12 protein-coding genes and 1 tRNA gene are annotated in these 17,059 nt (G+C 61.3%); 9 read left to right on the forward strand and 4 right to left on the reverse strand.

The annotated features are described in order from the left end of the window. The first annotated feature begins 54 nt into the window (after positions 1–54). The 9 genes from HMPREF2674_RS07295 to HMPREF2674_RS07335 all read left to right on the forward strand — a co-directional run bounded on the left by HMPREF2674_RS07295 (position 55) and on the right by HMPREF2674_RS07335 (position 12,496). Positions 55–1,194, forward strand: a complete 1,140-nt coding sequence (locus tag HMPREF2674_RS07295; RefSeq protein ID WP_049343488.1) for a pseudouridine synthase — start codon at positions 55–57, stop codon at positions 1,192–1,194. An 18-nt stretch (positions 1,195–1,212) separates the two neighbouring features. Continuing rightward, on the forward strand, positions 1,213–2,382 hold the full coding sequence (locus tag HMPREF2674_RS07300; RefSeq protein WP_084824452.1) for a prephenate dehydrogenase: 1,170 nt from the start codon (positions 1,213–1,215) through the stop codon (positions 2,380–2,382). 50 nt (positions 2,383–2,432) lie between these two features. Next, positions 2,433–3,125 (forward strand): (d)CMP kinase, encoded by a 693-nt coding sequence (gene cmk, locus HMPREF2674_RS07305; protein WP_049332579.1) that lies wholly within the window; start codon positions 2,433–2,435, stop codon positions 3,123–3,125. Between the two features lie 111 nt (positions 3,126–3,236). After that, a complete protein-coding gene (gene der / locus HMPREF2674_RS07310; protein ID WP_049346614.1) occupies positions 3,237–4,817 on the forward strand; it encodes a ribosome biogenesis GTPase Der in 1,581 nt (526 codons plus the stop codon). A gap of 252 nt (positions 4,818–5,069) precedes the next feature. Further along, positions 5,070–5,143 (forward strand) — tRNA-Pro (locus HMPREF2674_RS07315). A 694-nt stretch (positions 5,144–5,837) separates the two neighbouring features. Continuing rightward, positions 5,838–7,475, forward strand: a complete 1,638-nt coding sequence (locus tag HMPREF2674_RS07320) for an L-lactate permease (RefSeq protein ID WP_049343486.1) — start codon at positions 5,838–5,840, stop codon at positions 7,473–7,475. Positions 7,476–7,996: 521 nt separating this feature from the next. Next, entirely contained in the window at positions 7,997–9,619 is a 1,623-nt protein-coding gene (locus tag HMPREF2674_RS07325; RefSeq protein WP_070825303.1) for an L-lactate permease, read from the forward strand. A gap of 569 nt (positions 9,620–10,188) precedes the next feature. Next, on the forward strand, positions 10,189–11,811 hold the full coding sequence (locus HMPREF2674_RS07330; protein ID WP_070825304.1) for an L-lactate permease: 1,623 nt from the start codon (positions 10,189–10,191) through the stop codon (positions 11,809–11,811). A gap of 292 nt (positions 11,812–12,103) precedes the next feature. Continuing rightward, positions 12,104–12,496 carry a DUF1304 domain-containing protein gene (locus HMPREF2674_RS07335; RefSeq protein WP_070825305.1) on the forward strand — a complete coding sequence of 131 codons (393 nt, stop codon included), beginning with the start codon at positions 12,104–12,106 and terminating at the stop codon, positions 12,494–12,496. A gap of 129 nt (positions 12,497–12,625) precedes the next feature. Here HMPREF2674_RS07335 and HMPREF2674_RS07340 read toward each other — a convergent pair whose 3' ends face one another. The 4 genes from HMPREF2674_RS07340 to glpK form a co-directional block, all read right to left on the reverse strand. Then, positions 12,626–13,426 carry a DNA-3-methyladenine glycosylase I gene (locus tag HMPREF2674_RS07340; RefSeq protein WP_070825306.1) on the reverse strand — a complete coding sequence of 267 codons (801 nt, stop codon included), beginning with the start codon at positions 13,424–13,426 and terminating at the stop codon, positions 12,626–12,628. A 263-nt stretch (positions 13,427–13,689) separates the two neighbouring features. After that, complete coding sequence (locus HMPREF2674_RS07345) at positions 13,690–14,403, reverse strand: methylated-DNA--[protein]-cysteine S-methyltransferase (protein WP_084824453.1); 714 nt, start codon at positions 14,401–14,403, stop codon at positions 13,690–13,692. Positions 14,404–14,489: 86 nt separating this feature from the next. Continuing rightward, positions 14,490–14,798, reverse strand: coding sequence for an N-acyl-D-glutamate deacylase (locus HMPREF2674_RS07350; RefSeq protein ID WP_070825307.1), 309 nt, complete (start codon positions 14,796–14,798; stop codon positions 14,490–14,492). A 679-nt stretch (positions 14,799–15,477) separates the two neighbouring features. Then, the gene (gene glpK, locus HMPREF2674_RS07355) at positions 15,478–17,034 is read right to left on the reverse strand and encodes a glycerol kinase GlpK (protein WP_070825308.1); all 1,557 of its coding nucleotides are present in this window, start codon (positions 17,032–17,034) and stop codon (positions 15,478–15,480) included. Positions 17,035–17,059: the final 25 nt, after the last annotated feature.

Below are 17,059 nucleotides of genomic sequence, written 5' to 3' on the forward strand. Positions count from 1 at the left end.
GTTCGGGAAATGCCTGAAACGTTCGCACTATACGACAGAAAAGAGAAGAACACCATGGCATACGGAAACTCCTCCCGCGGCGGCCGCTCTGCATCCGGTCGCCCCCAGAACTCCCGCGGTGGCCGACCCGGCGCAGGCCGTCCCGGCCAGGGCGGCAAGCCCGGCGCTAAGGGCGCAGGCGCACGCGGCGGTCGCCCCGGCGCACCGAAGAACGGCGCAGGCAAGGGCGGCGTAAAGGGCTTCGGCGAGAAGAAGTTCGGTGACAAGAAATTCGGCGCGGGCCGCGCGGGTCGCGGTCGCGGCACCGAACTGCCCAAGCGCGAACGCCGCGCACCCGGCCGCCCCTACCGCTCCGGCGAAGCCTTCGCCCACGAGCGCGGCGAGTACCGCGTCAGCAACTACGCCGGCCCGCACCGTCCCCGCCGCCCCCGCAACGCGCCGGTCGACCACTACGAGTTTTACGACCACGACGGTGTGCGCCTGCAGAAGCTGCTGGCTCAGGCCGGCGTGGCCTCCCGCCGTGTGTGTGAGGAAATGATTACCGAGGGCCGCGTCACCGTCAACGGTGAGGTCGTGACCGAACTGGGTGTGCGCGTTGACCCCTCCAAGGTGACCGTGCAGGTGGACGGCATGACCGTGCAGACTAACGACAAGCTCGTCTACATGGCCTTCAACAAGCCCGCCGGCGTGGTCTCCACCATGGAAGACCCCGAGGGCCGCCCCTGCATCTCTGACTTCCTGCGTTCCTCCATGAGCGAGCGCGTGTTCCACGTGGGCCGCCTGGACGTCGAGACCGAGGGCCTGCTGCTGCTGACCAACGACGGCGAGCTGGCCAACCGCCTGACCCACCCCTCCTACGAGGTGCCTAAGACCTACCTGGTGCAGGTGCCCGGCCCCATGGAGCCCGGCGTCGGCGCAGCCATGAAGAAGGGTATTCGCCTGGAGGACGGCGTGACCCGCGTGGACGAGTTCAAGCTGGTGGATTCCACCCCCGGCCACGTGCTCGTTGAGGTGACCATCCACTCCGGTAAGAACCGCATCGTGCGCCGCCTCTTCGACGCCGTCGGCTACCCGGTCGAGCGCCTGGTCCGCGTTGAGATGGGCCCGATCCGCATCGGTTCGCAGAAGCAGGGCACGATTCGTAACCTCTCGAAGGTGGAGATCGGTCACCTGCTCGCTTCGGTGGACATGTAAGAATCCGAGGAGAGTGTCATGAGCCCCTCTACGACATCCCTTCTGCCGGAGCTGCCGATGAGCCCGACCCTGAACGGCCCGGTGCTCATCATCGGCTCCGGCCTGCTGGGCGCCTCGATTGGCCTGGGTCTGCACGCGGCCGGGTACGAGGACGTGTACGTTCAGGACATTTCACCCACCGCCGAGGCCGTGGCGCAGGATATTGGCGCCGGCACGAGCTTCTCCTCACTGACGGAGGACCAGCGGGCCCGCTTTGAGCCGCAGCTGGTGGTTGTGGCCGCCCCTCCGGATGTGGCCGGCACCGTGTGCGCGCAGGCCCTGCGGACGTACGGGCCGCGTCCCGAGACCGGCTACCCCGGCGCCACGGTGACCGATGTGGCCTCGGTGAAGGTGCGGCCCCTTGCGGATGTGCTGGCCTCCGGCGCGGATGCGTCGCGCTACGTGGGTTCGCATCCGATGGCCGGCCGTGAGAAGTCCGGGCCGGTGGCGGCCCGCGGTGAGCTGTTCCAAGCGCGCCCGTGGATTATCTGCGAGCACGATTCGGTTCGCCCCGAGTGCGTGCGCCTGGTGCGTTCCGTGGCGGTGGAGCTGGGCGCGATTGTGACGGCGCTGAGCGTACAGGAGCACGATCATACGGTGGCCCTCATCTCGCATGTTCCGCAGGCGATGAGCTCGTTGCTGGCCTCGCGCCTGCAGGATACCCCGCTGTATGCTCTGTCCCTGGCGGGGCAGGGGCTACGCGATACGGTGCGTATCGCGGCTTCGGACCCGACGCTGTGGGTTCAGATCTTTGCGGCGAATTCCGAGCCGATTGTGCAGACCCTCTACGGGGTTCGCGATAACCTGAACCGGCTCATCTCGACGCTGGAGAACCCGACGGCTTCCGGCGCTCGCCTGGATTTGGCGCAGCTGATGAGCGAGGGTAATGCTGGTGTCGCCCGCATCCCGGGTAAGCACGGTACGGCTCCGGCGGCCTTCGCGACGATGACGGTGCTGGTGGACGATACCCCCGGCACCCTGGCCCGGTTGCTCGCCGAGATTGGTGAGCTGGGCGCTAATATTGAGGACCTGCGGCTGGAACACTCGACGGGTGCTCCGGTGGGTATGGCTGAAATCTCGGTCAACCCCTCGATTCTGGAGTCGCTGGTCCGCGATTTGTCGGCCCGCGGCTGGCGTGTGGTGAAGTAGAGTTAATGCTGTATTTTCCGGCATGGAGCGAGACGAATTAAAGGAGTGCAATGCACGAGAACCCTAAACTGACGATTGCTATCGACGGACCTTCCGGCTCCGGCAAGTCGTCTGTGTCTAAGGAAGTGGCCCGTCACTTTGGCCTGGCCTACCTGGATACCGGTGCGATGTACCGCGCCGCAACCTACCGTGTGCTGGAGCTCGGCATTGACCTGAATGATGCCGAGGCCATCGCGAAGGCCGTCAAGGAGATGCCCCTGGTGTTCGGCACGAACATCAACGAGGAAGAGATCATGATGGGTTCCACCGATATCCGTGAGGAGATTCGTAGCGAGCGCATTTCTTCGGCCGTGTCTGCCGTGGCTTCGGTTCCGGCTGTTCGCGAGTACCTCATCGGTCTGCAGCGTTGGACGATTGACCACGCCGTGAACGGTATGGTCGCCGAGGGTCGCGATATTACGACCGTGGTGGCTCCCGATGCTGACGCACGCATCCTGCTGACCGCCTCCGAGGAAGTACGCATGGCTCGCCGCGGCCTGGAGAACTCCGAGAAGTCCGGCGCTTCGGGTGATTTGAGCAAGCAGATCGCCGAGCGTGACGCGAAGGATGCGAAGGTCAATAACTTCATGGAGGCCGCCGAGGGTGTGACCCTGGTGGACAGCTCGGACCTTGATTTTAATGAGACGGTCTCCGCGGTGATTAACGCCGTGAACGACCAGTTGAAGGCGAAGCGCGCGGGCTAGGTTCCGTGGAAACGCCGGGGGAGCGGGGTATTCGCTCCCGAGAAGACGTTGAGCCGCGCTCGCGTGCTGACCGATGGGTTGGCCGCGGGGCGGGTAGAGAAAGGAGCGCGCATGGCTGAGGACGCTATCCGCGACGATTACGAAGAGAAGTACCTGGGCGGTGGCGAGGACGACGTTACCGAGCGCCTGGCTGAGATTGACGACGAAACCGCCGACCAGCGTGCCCAGGCCTTGCTGGAGGGCCTGGAAGACTACGACCTGGATGAAGAGGACCGCGCCCTGCTGGGTGCCTGGGGCTTCGACATTGAGGAAGAGGAAGAGCAGCTGGCCGACCCGGTGGTGGCGATTGTTGGCCGCCCGAACGTGGGTAAGTCGACCATCATCAACCGTATTCTGGGCCGCCGTGAGGCCGTGGTGGAGGATAAGCCGGGCGTGACCCGCGACCGCGTGTCCTACAAGGCCGAGTGGCTGGGCAAGAGCTTCACCCTGGTGGATACCGGTGGCTGGGAGTCTGATGCCCGCGGTATTGATGCTCAGGTGGCCGATCAGGCCGAGATTGCGGTGGAGCAGGCCGATGTTGTGGTCCTGGTGGTGGATGCCCGCGTGGGCGTGACCGCCTCGGATGAGCAGATTGTGCGCATGCTGCGTCGCGTGAAGAAGCCGATCATTCTGATCGCCAACAAGATCGACGACGCCCACCTGGAGCCGGAGATTTATAACCTCTGGTCGCTGGGTATGGGTCAGCCGTTCCCCGTTTCGGGTCTGCACGGCCGCGGCCTGGCGGATGCCCTGGACGAGATCCTGGAGGTCATGCCGGAGCACTCGCAGTTCGCGCAGCCGGAGGCGCTGGGCGGCCCGCGTCGTGTGGCCCTGGTGGGTCGCCCGAACGTGGGTAAGTCCTCGCTCCTGAACAAGCTGGCGGGTTCCGAACGTGCCGTGGTGAACGACCTGGCCGGTACCACCCGCGACCCGATTGACGAGATCATCGAGCTGGGCGGCTACCCCTGGCGTTTTGTGGATACCGCGGGTATTCGCCGCCGCCAGCACATGGCGAAGGGCGCGGAGTTCTACTCCTCGCTGCGCACCCAGACCGCCCTGGAGCGTTCCGAGGTTGCCGTGGTGCTGCTGGATGTTTCCGAGCCGATTTCTGAGCAGGATGTGCGCATCGTGCAGACCGTGATTGACTCGGGCCGCGCGATGGTTCTGGCCTTCAACAAGTGGGATACCCTCGACGAGGATCGCCGCGAGATGCTGGAGCGCGAGATTGAGCGCGACCTGGCGCACGTGAAGTGGGCTCCTCGTGTGAATATTTCGGCGAAGACCGGTTGGCACAAGGACAAGCTGGTCCCGGCCCTGGAGCACTCGCTGGAGTCGTGGGATTCGCGTATTCCGACCGGCCGCCTGAACGCATTCCTGGGTGAGATTGTGGCCGCGCATCCGCACCCGCTGCGCGGTGGCAAGCAGCCGCGCATCCTGTTCGGTACTCAGGTGTCTTCGCGCCCGCCGAAGTTTGTGCTGTTTACGACCGGCTTCCTGGATCCGGGTTACCGACGCTTCATCATGCGTCGTCTGCGTGAGACCTTTGATTTCACAGGCACCCCGATTGAGATTTCGATGCGCGTGCGTGAGCGCCGCACCCTGGGGGAGCGCCAGAGTGCGAAGGCTAAGAAGGGTAAGGGTGGCCGCCGTTAGCGCGGTCTCGGCTCCTTGAATCGGAATGGGCTGCGCGCCGGGGTGACGGGTTGTGCCGTTGCTCCGGCGCGCGGTGCGTTCGGTGCCGGTTGCGTTTTCGGGAACGAGGTCGGCGGACCGACAGTAGATGCGTCCAAAAGATTTTTAAGATTTTTTCTAAAAACCGTGAATCTGGCTTGCGAGGTGCCGAAAACACCGGTATAGTTATTCGAGTGTTCGGGGGATGCCCCGGGCTAATCGTGAATAACGAATCGGGTTGTGGCGCAGCTTGGTAGCGCACTTGACTGGGGGTCAAGGGGTCGCAGGTTCAAATCCTGTCAACCCGACAGATAAAGCTCCGGGAGGATTTTCCTTCCGGAGCTTTTTTGTATGCTCTGAATCTTATACGGGCCATTTATCCGATTCGTGAGTATCGGCTGTTTGGCGCGACTGACGCGGTCGTGCGCTCGCTGGCGGTTAGAAAGTCCTTGCGCTTGTTCCACCCGTTGATGGAACCCTGGGCTAGGCCCGAGGAACCACTGAGCAATCTCTCCCGGCGAGAGCCTAGCTGACCTGTGCGCCAAGTGTATGTTGCGTTATGTTACCTCCTGCGGGCACAGATTTGGACGGGGGAGGGAGGGCTCGAGTCGCGAAACTGCCGATGGGACGGGTAGTTTGGGTAGAAATGTAAATATGAGCTTGAATCTAAATGTTGGAATACATCTGAATATGTGGGTATTCGATGGTACATTGGATACCAAGGAACCGTGTTTAAAGTTACGCAAACCACCCTTCAGGGGTTTAGATTTCCTTGATGTATCAAGGAATATTTGGGTTTATGTGACCTAAACACGGTCTGGCACACTCAGAATTCACAGCCGTAAAACCAACATAAACCCACGCGAAGACACCTCTTCGCACAGTACCTTTCTGGCACGACGAGAAGGACGCTCTCGGTATATCCCGCAGGGCAGGGAATCAGGCAGGTTTACGGCATAACGATCCCGCCCCTCGGGGCGCGGAAAGGAACGCAATACAATCATGTGGCAGCAAGTCTACGACCCGCTACACTCGAGTGCCCTCTCTGCACTCGTGGCAGCAGTCCCGATTATTTTCTTCCTTCTGGGCCTCACCGTCCTGAAGCTCAGCGGTATTAAATCTGCCGTCATCTCCCTGGCGCTCGCACTCGTGATTGGTTGCGCTATCTTCGGTATGCCCATCACTGCCGGTGCAGGCTCCATCCTCTACGGCTTCCTCTCGGGCATGTGGCCCATCGGCTGGATCGTGCTCATGGCAGTGTGGCTCTACCGCATTTCTGTGCGTTCCGGCGGCTTCGAAATTGTTCGCTCCTCCATCTCCTCCATCTCTACCGACCAGCGCATCCAGATGCTGTTGATCGCATTCTGCTTCGGCGGCTTCCTTGAAGGCGCTGCAGGCTTCGGTATCCCGATTGCTATCTGTGCTGCACTGCTCGTGTCCCTGGGCTTCAACCCGCTCAAGGCCGCAATGTTCGCACTGATTGCTAACGTGAGCTCCGGTGCATACGGCGCTATCGGTATCCCCGTGACCACCGCAGCAACCCGCGGCGGCGTGGACCTGCATGCACTGTCCATCGAAATGGTCCTGGTTATCCAGATCATGGCGGCTCTCATCCCCGTACTGCTTGTTGCTATTCAGGACGGTCTGCGCGGTATCCGCGAAGTCGGTCTGGTAGCACTGATTGTTGGTCTGATTTACTCTGGCGGCCAGTCTGTCCTGCTCGCAGGCCTCGGTAACCCCGAGCTCGTCGACATCATCCCGCCGCTACTGGCTCTGATTGCTCTGGCACTCATCATGCAGAAGTGGCAGCCCAAGAACATCTTCCGTGAGCCCACCGCTCCCTCCCTGGAAGAGGTTGAGGCTCAGCAGAGCGTCAAGCACACCGGTGGCGAAATCCTCAAGGCATGGAGCCCCTTCGTCTACCTGTCCGTCGTGATTCTGCTCTGGTCCACCGCGATGAAGCCGCTCTTTGCTAAGGGGGGCCTGCTGGCCTTCAGTAACATCACCTTCCCCGTTCCGTGGCTGCACCAGACCATCCAGCAGACCGCACCGATCGTTGCAACCCCCAAGGCAATTGACGTGACCTACACCTGGAACATCATTGGTGCTTCCGGTACCGCAATTCTGGTGGCTGCAATCATCACCATCCTGACCTCCTCCATCAGCTGGGGCGAGGCTATTGAGGAACTCGGTGCAACCTGGAAGCAGCTGCAGACCCCGATCATCATGATCTGCCTGGTCATGTCCGTTGCTAACGTCATGAACTACGCGGGTATGATTACCTCCATCGCACTGGCTGTTGCCGCTGTGGGCGCAATCTTCCCGCTGCTGTCCCCGATCATCGGTTGGATCGGCGTGTTCGTGACCGGCTCTGTGGTGAACAGCAACATCCTCTTCGCTGGCCTGCAGGCTACCACCGCACATCAGATTGGTGTCAGCCAGACCCTGCTGATTGCATCTAACACCGCCGGTGGTGTGATGGCGAAGATTGTTTCCCCGCAGTCCATCGCAATTGCAGCTGCTGCAGTAAACAGCGCCGGCGAGGAATCCAAGATTACCTCCATGGCAATCAAGTACAGCGCAATCCTGCTGGCTATCACCTGTGTTTGGAGTTACGTTCTGTCCCTGGTTGTTTCCTAAACAGCGTGAAGCTTCGATGCGTGTAACCTGCCTTCCCTGAAAGGTGAGGTACCGCGACACGGTTTAGCGAAAGCCCCCTTCTACTTCGGTAGGAGGGGGCTTTCGCATTTCTGTGTTTGTGTGCTGGGGAGGAGGTTCGCGGCTAAGGAGCGCAATTATGCACATAAGTATCATTTGTGCACACTTAAGGTCACCCTATCCTGAAGTCTCGAGGAAGACCTGTTAGCTTAGACAGATAAAGTCAAGAGCACCTAGTGAGAGGGAAAGGTTCCGCTCACCGCCGCCGCGCCACGGTATAGTGCCACGGTATATGGCCACGGTATATTGCCTCGGCATATCGCCACGTCATACAACCAAACGCCCGGCAGCTCAAGACCATCACGCTTCACCGATGGACCCATCCACGACGCAAGGACTGGGGCCATCGGTTTTTATGCGGCCTAACGCTTCCATACAGCGCAGGTGCCGTACCGGAAGAAGCGACCGCTAATACACACAGACCGAAAGGAACACCCCGCCCTATGTGGCAGCAAACCTACGACCCGCTGAACTCACCGGTGCTCTCCGCGCTGGTTGCCGCAGTGCCCATCATCCTCTTCCTGCTGGGCCTGACCGTCCTGAAACTCAGCGGCCTCAAATCAGCACTGCTGACCCTCGGCACCACCCTCATCATCGGTTGTGCCGTCTTCGGCCTGCCCATCACCGCAGGTGCCGGTTCCATCCTTTCCGGCTTCCTCTCGGGCGCATGGCCCATCGGCTGGATTGTGCTCATGGCGGTGTGGCTCTACCGCATCGCCGTGCGCGCCGGTAACTTCGACATCGTGCGTTCCTCCGTCTCCTCCATCTCGAACGACCAGCGCATCCAGGTGCTGCTGATTGCATTCTGCTTCGGCGGCTTCATCGAAGGCGCGGCGGGCTTCGGTATCCCGATCGCTATCTCTGCGGCACTGCTGGTATCCCTGGGCTTCAACCCCCTCAAGGCATCCATGCTGGCGCTGGTAGCTAACGCCGCATCCGGCGCGTACGGCGCCATCGGTATTCCCGTGACCACCGCGGCTAAGGTCGCCAACCTTGACACCGCGCACCTTTCCGCCGGTATGGTCCCGGTCCTGCACATCTTTGTGGCCATCGTACCCCTGCTCATGGTCGCCATTCAGGACGGTCTGCGCGGCATCCGCGAAGTCGGTCTCGTGGCGCTACTGACCGGCATCATCTTCTCCGGCGGTCAGGCAGCTATCCTGATGCTGCTCGGCTCGCCCGAACTGGTCGACATCATCCCGCCGCTGCTGTCCCTGGTAGCGCTGGCGCTCGTGATGCAGAAGTGGCAGCCCAAGCACATTTACCGTGAACCCACCGCACCCAGCCTAGAAGAAGCCCAGGCGCAGCAGAACGTCAAACACACCGGTGGCGAGATTGTTAAGGCGTGGAGCCCCTTCATCTTCCTCTCCGCAACCATCCTGCTCTGGTCCACCGCCCTCAAGCCGCTCTTTGCGGCTAACGGCCCGCTGGGCGCCGCAACCCTGACCTTCCCCATTCCCGGGGTGCACGAAGCTATCGTTACCGGGGCGGGTAAGACCATAACGGCGACCTTCTCCTGGAACACCCTGGGGGCTTCCGGTACCGCAATTCTGGTGGCGGCACTGATTACCGTGCTGACCTCGAAGATTAGCTGGGCTGAGGCGTTCGAGGAGTTTGGCGGCACCTGGAACCAGCTGAAGATGCCGATTCTCATGATCTGCCTGGTGATGTCCGTGGCTAACGTGATGAACTACGCCGGCATGACCACCTCCATCGCGCTTGCGCTGGCTACGGCCGGTTCGCTCTTCCCGCTGCTCTCGCCGGTCATCGGTTGGATCGGCGTGTTCGTGACCGGTTCGGTGACCAACGCGAACGTGCTCTTTGCCGGCCTGCAGTCCACCACCGCAACCCAGATTGGTGTTGACCCGACCATGCTGGTGGCCGCTAATACCGCCGGTGGTGTGATGGGCAAGATCGTCTCCCCACAGTCGATCGCCATTGCGGCGGCGGCTGTGAATAGCGCCGGCGAGGAATCTAAGATTACCTCCATGTCTATCAAGTACAGCGCTATTCTGCTGGTCCTGGTGTGTGTCTGGTCCTACACTCTCTCGCTCATGGTGGGCTAATGCCGCTCACGGGTGCGGTTTGTGGGGCGACGGCACGATAGCCTCCCGACAAGCCGTAATGCGCCGGCCCCCTTCCCGATCGCCGACGGTCGGGAAGGGGGCCTTCGTGTTGAAGCGGGGAGTGTAAAGATGGCGTAAGGCTTGCGCTGTCCTCCCAGTCCGGGGACGCGGAATACAGAGCATGGATAATCAACATAGATAATCAATAAATGATAATGACACTCAAATGGTATTTCGCTCTGTAAAAGCTCCTAACATTCAACAAACGATGGTGATAACCTTCTATATGGGCATTGGCGCCGAAGGCGAGCTACGGACTGAGAGATTTTAGCCTCGAGGCCTCCGGCGAGAGAACCGATGCCCCATATCGTGCCATATCCTTTCCCGCGCTACGCCTTCCGTCAGAGCCCAGCACACAGACATGATGTTGCTACGCCTTCCGGGCGAAACTCGCAGTAGCAGAGGCGGCGTGAGGTTGCGTCTCCGCGCATCCCAAAATGGTAAACGGGCGTACCTTACAGCGACATCCAAGCCGCTGTAGGTACTCCTGCGGCGGGGAAGGACAGCATATGTGGTCTCAGACCTATGACCCTCTCAACGCCCCGGTGCTTTCGGCACTCGTGGCGGCATCCCCCATCATTCTTTTTCTGCTCTGCCTTACGGTATTCAAACTCAGCGGCATTAAATCAGCCCTGATTACCCTTGTCCTCACCCTGGGTATTGCACTGGGTGTTTTTCGGCTACCCGTGACGGCGGCGGCCGGTTCAATCCTCTATGGTTTCCTCTCCGCGTTCTGGCCCATCGGCTGGATTGTGCTCATGGCTGTGTGGCTTTACCGCATCACGGTGCGTAGCGGAAAATTTGCCGTCGTGCGAGCCTCGGTTTCCTCTATTTCACCGGACCAGCGCATCCAGGTGCTGCTCATCGCCCTCTGCTTTGCCGGATTTATCGAGGGTGCGGCTGGTTTCGGCATCCCGATTGCTATCTCGGTGGCGCTGCTGGTAGCCCTGGGATTCAACCCGCTCAAGGCCGCCATGCTCTCCCTGGTCGCCAACGCTACCGTGGGCGCGTACGGCGCGGTCGGCATTCCGGTGACCACCGGTGCCGCCATCGGTAACGTGGACCTGGGACATCTCTCCGACCAGATGGTCTGGGTTCTGCAGATTTTCGCGGCCCTCGTGCCTGTACTCGTGGTCGCCATTCAGGACGGCCTGCGGGGCGTCCGAGAGGTCGGCCCGATTGCTCTGGCTACCGGCATCGTGATTTCCGGCCTGCAGAGCATCATGCTGTGGGTCCTGCAGGCCCCCGAGCTCATCGGTATTCTGCCCCCGCTGGTCGGTCTGGTCTTCCTGGCAACTGTCATGCGTTTCTGGCAGCCCAAGCACATCTACCGAGAGCCCACCGCCCCGACCCTGGAGGAGCTGGCGGGGAAGAAGGACCCGGCCTACAGCCTGCGTGAAATTGCCAACGCCTGGAGCCCCTTCATCTTCCTTTCCGCGACCATCCTGCTCTGGTCCACCGTGCTGAAGCCCGTCTTCGATGCTAATGGGCCGCTGGGCTTTGCAAACCTTAGCTTCCACGTGCCCGGTATTCACCACCAGATTGGTGATGGCGAGGGCCTGGCAATTCACGCGGTCTTCAACTGGAACATTCTGGGTGCCGCAGGTACCGCGATTCTGGTGGCGGCTCTGCTCTCCGCCCTGACCTCGAAGATTACCGTGCGTGAGACCCTGCAGGAGCTCAACGGATCCTGGCAGCAGCTGAAGAAGCCCATCTATATGATTTGCCTGGTGATGTCCGTGGCAAACCTGATGAATTACGCGGGCATGACCTCTTCTATTGCTCTTGCGGTAGCTTCCGCCGGTGCATTCTTCCCGCTCTTCTCTCCCGCCATCGGCTGGGTCGGTGTGTTCGTGACCGGTTCGGTCACCAACAACAACGTGCTCTTTGCCGGATTGCAGGCAAGCACCGCGCAGCAGATTGGCGTGGATCCCGCTATGCTGGTGGCTGCCAATACCTCCGGTGGTGTGATGGGTAAGATCGTTTCCCCGCAGTCGATTGCGGTGGCGGTGGCCGCCGTGAACCAGGCCGGTCAGGAGTCGAAGGTTACCTCAATTACCATCAAGTACAGCCTCTTCCTGCTGGTGCTGCTGTGCATCTGGACCTACCTCCTCTCTCTGTTTATGCACTAGCCCGTCCCCGACTTCTCCTCTGAAGAAGTACGAGAGCTGAAGGCTTCTCGAGCGCCCGTTGCTACACGCCGTAGCGGCGGGCGTTCGCCGTATGCTCGGATGTCCGAATCTGAGCATGTGCGGCGGTGCAATGCAGGCATTACCGGGGAAGAGTAAAATGGGTGCTTGTGCCCATGCACCGAAGACGACGGGTGCGGAGGCGGCCGCCGGGTTGCCGGTCAGACAGTTACCCGCCCGTATATTGCGATGGATGCACACCTGACAGACGACCTACTAGTATGAGGAGACGGCGATGCAGAGCCTTGCAACGGTTACCACCGTTTTCGCCTTCGTGGCAATCGCAATTCACATCTACATCTGGGTTATTGAGTCCTTCCTCTGGACCAAGCCCAAGGGCCGTGAAATCTTCGGCATGACCGAGGAATTCGCGGAATCCACCAGGGAAATGGCGGCTAACCAGGGCCTGTACAACCTGATGATCGCGTGGATTGCGGCAACCGGCCTGCTGGCTTTCTGGTTTGGTTCCCCGCAGGTTGGTGTGGCTCTGCTCTTCGCGGGCCTGGGCGCCATGGCTATCGCCGGCATCTACCTGTTCCTGACCTCCCCGGCTAAGCGTAAGCCCGCGTTGATCCAGCTGGTTCCGCCGCTGCTGTCCCTGATTTTCCTCTTCGTGGCCATCCGCTAAGACCTGTCGGGCTCGCAGAGGAACGCCAATCTTCAGGCCGCGCGCTGCATCGAAAGATGCGACGCGTGGTTTTTCTATGCCCTCCGCGGTCGCGCCACGGCTGATCGCACCATGGGTGTAGAGGCGCGGCTAGTTGAAGAGGCCTGAGCATCCGCGCCGGTGCGAATCGAGCAGGTGCGCATCCACCATGCCCACCGCGCACATGAGCGCGTACGCGGTCACCGGCCCCAGGAAGACCCCACCCAACGCTTTGAAAGACTTGGCGAGCACCGCGGACTCGGCGGTATCGGTTGGAATCTCCTCCAGAGTGCGCGGTGCAATGGTCTCGTTCGGCGCAAAGGACCACAGCCATGCAGGGAGCCCACCCGGAACGCGCGTACCGTCGGGTAGGGTGCGCTCGCGCATCCGTTCCAGCTCTTCAATGCTTAGCGTTCGGCCCCGGCGACGAACCGTGCGCGGTACCTCGGCCTGTGGAGGTTCGGTGCGGCCCGCCTCGTTGGGGGCGGAGGAAGATGCGATGAGGGGGAGCGGAATCCCCTCGGCGGGAAAGCTATCGGAAGCTGCGGCCAGCTCGCGCATCCGCAGGGTGAGCTTGGCATTGGAAATTACCGCCCGAATCTTGCGTTCGTTACGGATGATGCCCTCATCCTCGAGCAGTCGCGCAACATCTTGCTCGTTAAAGGAAGCCACACGCTCGGGATCGAACCCCTCAAAAGCTCGTCGGAATGCCTCACGTCGCGCAAGAATCGTGCGCCAGGAGAGACCCACCTGGAACGCTTCGAGGCTGAGAGCCTCGAAAAGCCCGCGCTCATCGGTGACGGGAACGCCCCACTCCGTGTCGTAGTAGCCGCGCAGGAGGTCGTCGGTCACCCATGCGGGGTAGCTCGGGGAGCTCTTGGCGGTGACGTTATTGGGAACCTGCGAAATCATGATTGCTCCTCTCTGAGAATCTCGGTCAATTCGCGTGCCCCGAAAGTTATTCCGGAGATATGTTCTATTTAAACACTACCGCTCTGCGCGGTAATTTCGCAAGTATATTCGATGCAGTGTTGCGTGAGGGCTTGGAATCGAATACGAGCGTAGGAATACTGGTACGCAAAAAGGGTGGGACGCCCACCGATAAGCGGCGTACATCCCACCCTCTGCGCGGATTCTGTCTTCAGCCTCGCTTTGCCAGGTGAGCACAGCTGACGTTAGAAGAGCCTCGCCTCCCGCACCTCGGCGGGCTCCTCCAGAGCTAGCAGGAAACGCTTGCGGTCCACGCCCCCGGCATAGCCGGTCATGCTACCGTCGGCACCAACCACGCGGTGGCAGGGGATCATGATGGAAATCTTATTGCGGCCCACCGCCTGGCCCACCGCCTGCGCGGGGGCTCCCGGACCCACGGCCCGCGAAATGGCGCCGTACGTGGTGGTGTACCCGGCCGGGACAGTCTTTAGATGCTCCCAGACGATGAGCTGAAAGTCCGTGCCCTCCGGGTCGAGAGGGAGGTCAAAGGAGGTGCGCTCGCGGGTGAAGTACTCGTCCAGCTGCGTGCAAGCCAGCGCGAGTAGCTGTGCGGCGGCGTATTCGCCGGCCAGTTCGTCATCTTCCGCCGTGCCGTGTTCTCGCAGGTAGGCCTCAGGATTTTCGATGCGTGTGCCCAGCTCGTGGGGGAGAGGGAAGTGCTTCTGCTCCTCGTACCAGAGGCCTGTGATGGCGTCGGCTTTGGCCGCGATGTAGAGCGTGCCGACGGGGCTGTCGTGCCGGGTGTGCCACCGGGTGGCTCCCTCTTCCTCCGAAGCCAGCGGCGCGATGTGCGGGGGCTGAATATCAGCGGGCGGGTATTCGGCTGGCGGGACTTCACCCGTTGGGAGATCGGTGGGCTGGGGGTCCTGCGAGTGCGGGGATGCGGTCGCTTCGGTCATGGTCTTCCTCGGTGGGCTTGCGGGCGCGGTTAAAGGGTGGTGCCCCTCCATCCATCATAGGGGAGGGGCACCTGTACGCCGTCATCTTAGCGTTCGGGCTGCGCATCCTTATGCTCGTGGTGCAGGTGCGGCAGGTGGGTCGAGTGCAGATCGTGACCGAGCACGTCGTGCGCATCGGGGTCCTCAGCGGGGAGCACATGCGAGTACTCGGAGTAATAGCGGTAGACGGCGTAAGCACCAATCACGCTCAGAACAATAGCCACGCCAAGGGCCCAGGGTACGGCCGCGGCGGAATAAATCAGCGAGAAGATAACGAGTAGCCAGGATAGCGCGGCGGCGAGAACCGAAACGTTCATGGCGATAATAGCAAGCTTGCGGCGACGAACATCGACCATGGGTGGCGCGGCCTAAGCCGCTTCCTCCTTTCGGGAGCCAATGCTCCGCTACGGTAAACATCGGTATGCATCGTGCGCGCGCCTATCGTTATCGACGACCATGAGCGCGCCCCTATCTGCTGATATATCCATTGTACGGCGCTTTCAATAGACAGAGAAGGTGGGCAGTGGCGGGGCGTTGCGGCAGTCCGTATCGCAAGATGAATGCGGAATGTTTGCCCGGGGTGATGCCGGCCGGCGGTTAAAGACCCGTCCGCCGCGGCGTACGAGACGGCGCGGCGGACGGCGATAGGAGCTGTACATGTAGCAATAGCGCGAACCGGCGAGTCCAGCGGGAAAATACATGAAAACCATGCAAAAGACCCGTGCGACACTGACACCTCACGAACAGCGCAGCATTATGTAATCACCGGAAGATGCTACATCTACATTCACTAACGTTACAACGGCATTGAGAGTATTAGAAATTGCCTTGCAACAAACGCTAAACGCTACGTCATAAAAGGTCTGGCGCTGAGGCACTGGGACATCGGCCGCTCTCTCGGCGCTACGCCCCAGTGCGGGGCGCCATCCACGGTTGAAGGGGTATGCGAAAGGGCCGGGCACCCGTAGCGGGTGCCCGGCCCTAGCACATGCTTGAGGGAAAGAGCGCTAAACCAGCGCCAGCGCTCCAGATTGCTTAGGCGGTCTGAACGTCCTCGTCAACCCACTCGAGGGTGCGGGAGACAGCCTTCTTCCACAGGCGGTACTGGCGGTCAACCTCTGCGGGCTCCATGGAGGGCAGCCAGCGCTTGTCCTCAACCCAGTTGTCCACGACGTCCTGCTCGCCGTCCCAGAAACCAACGGCGATACCCGCGGCGTAGGCTGCACCCAGGGCGGTGGTCTCAACGACCTTCGGGCGAATCACGGGAACGCCCAGGATGTCAGCCTGGAACTGCATCAGGAACTCATTGGCGGTCATGCCGCCGTCCACGCGCAGCTCGGAGAGCTCAACACCGGAGTCGGCGTTCATTGCGTCCAGGACCTCGCGGGTCTGGAACGCGGTTGCTTCCAGTGCCGCACGCACGATGTGTGCGCGGTTCACGTAGCGGGTCAGGCCCACGATGACGCCGCGAGCGTCGGAACGCCAGTGCGGTGCGAACAGGCCGGAGAACGCGGGAACCACGTAGCAGCCACCGGAATCCTCAACGGAGGTAGCCAGACCCTCGGACTCTGCGGCGTTCTCAATCATGCGCAGGTTGTCGCGCAGCCACTGAATCAGGGAGCCACTCATCGCGACCGAGCCTTCCAGCGCGTAGACGGGAGCTGCGTCGCCAATCTTGTAAGCGACGGTGGTCAGCAGGCCGTTGTTGGAGAAGACGGGCTCGTTGCCGGTGTTCATGAGCATGAAGTTACCGGTACCGTAGGTGTTCTTCGCCATGCCCTTCTCGAAGCAAGCCTGACCGAAGGTTGCAGCCTGCTGGTCGCCCAGAATACCGGCGATGGGGGTGCCTGCGAGCAGACCGGTTGGGCGGCCGAAGCCGTATACCTCGGAGGAGGACTTGATTTCGGGCAGCATGCTCATGGGGATGCCCATGTCTGCAGCGATCTGCGGATCCCACTGCAGGGTGCGGATGTTCATCAGCAGGGTACGGGATGCGTTGGTCACGTCGGTGACGTGCACGCCGCCGTCCACACCGCCGGTCAGGTTCCAGACCAGCCAGGTGTCGGTGTTGCCGAAGAGCAGGTCGCCGCGCTCGGCGCGCTCGCGTGCGCCTTCAACGTTGTCCAGGATCCACTTGATCTTGGGGCCGGAGAAGTAGGTGGAGAGGTTCAGGCCGACGATGTCGTGGTACTTGCCAACGCCCTCTTCGCCTGCGAGCTCTTCAACGATTTCCTGGGTGCGGGTGTCCTGCCAGACGATTGCGTTGTATACGGGCTCACCGGTGTTCTTGTCCCACACGACGGTGGTTTCACGCTGATTGGTGATGCCGACTGCAGCGATTTCGTGGTGGTTGACCTCGCCGTTCGCCATGGCGGTTGCTACGACCTTACGGACGTTCTGCCAGATTTCGATTGCGTTGTGCTCGACCCAACCGGCCTTGGGGAAGATTTGCTCGTGCTCGAGCTGACCGTGCGCTACGTTCTCGCCTGCCTTGTTGAACAGGATTGCGCGGGAGCTGGTGGTGCCCTGGTCGATGGAGAGGATGTACTTGCGCTCGGTGTCGAGGGTTGCGGAGTGCAGAGAAGTCGTCATTGATTTTTCCTTAGAAATGAAAGAG

This window comes from Rothia sp. HMSC062F03 (assembly GCF_001836905.1).
GTDB lineage: Bacteria > Actinomycetota > Actinomycetes > Actinomycetales > Micrococcaceae > Rothia > Rothia mucilaginosa_A.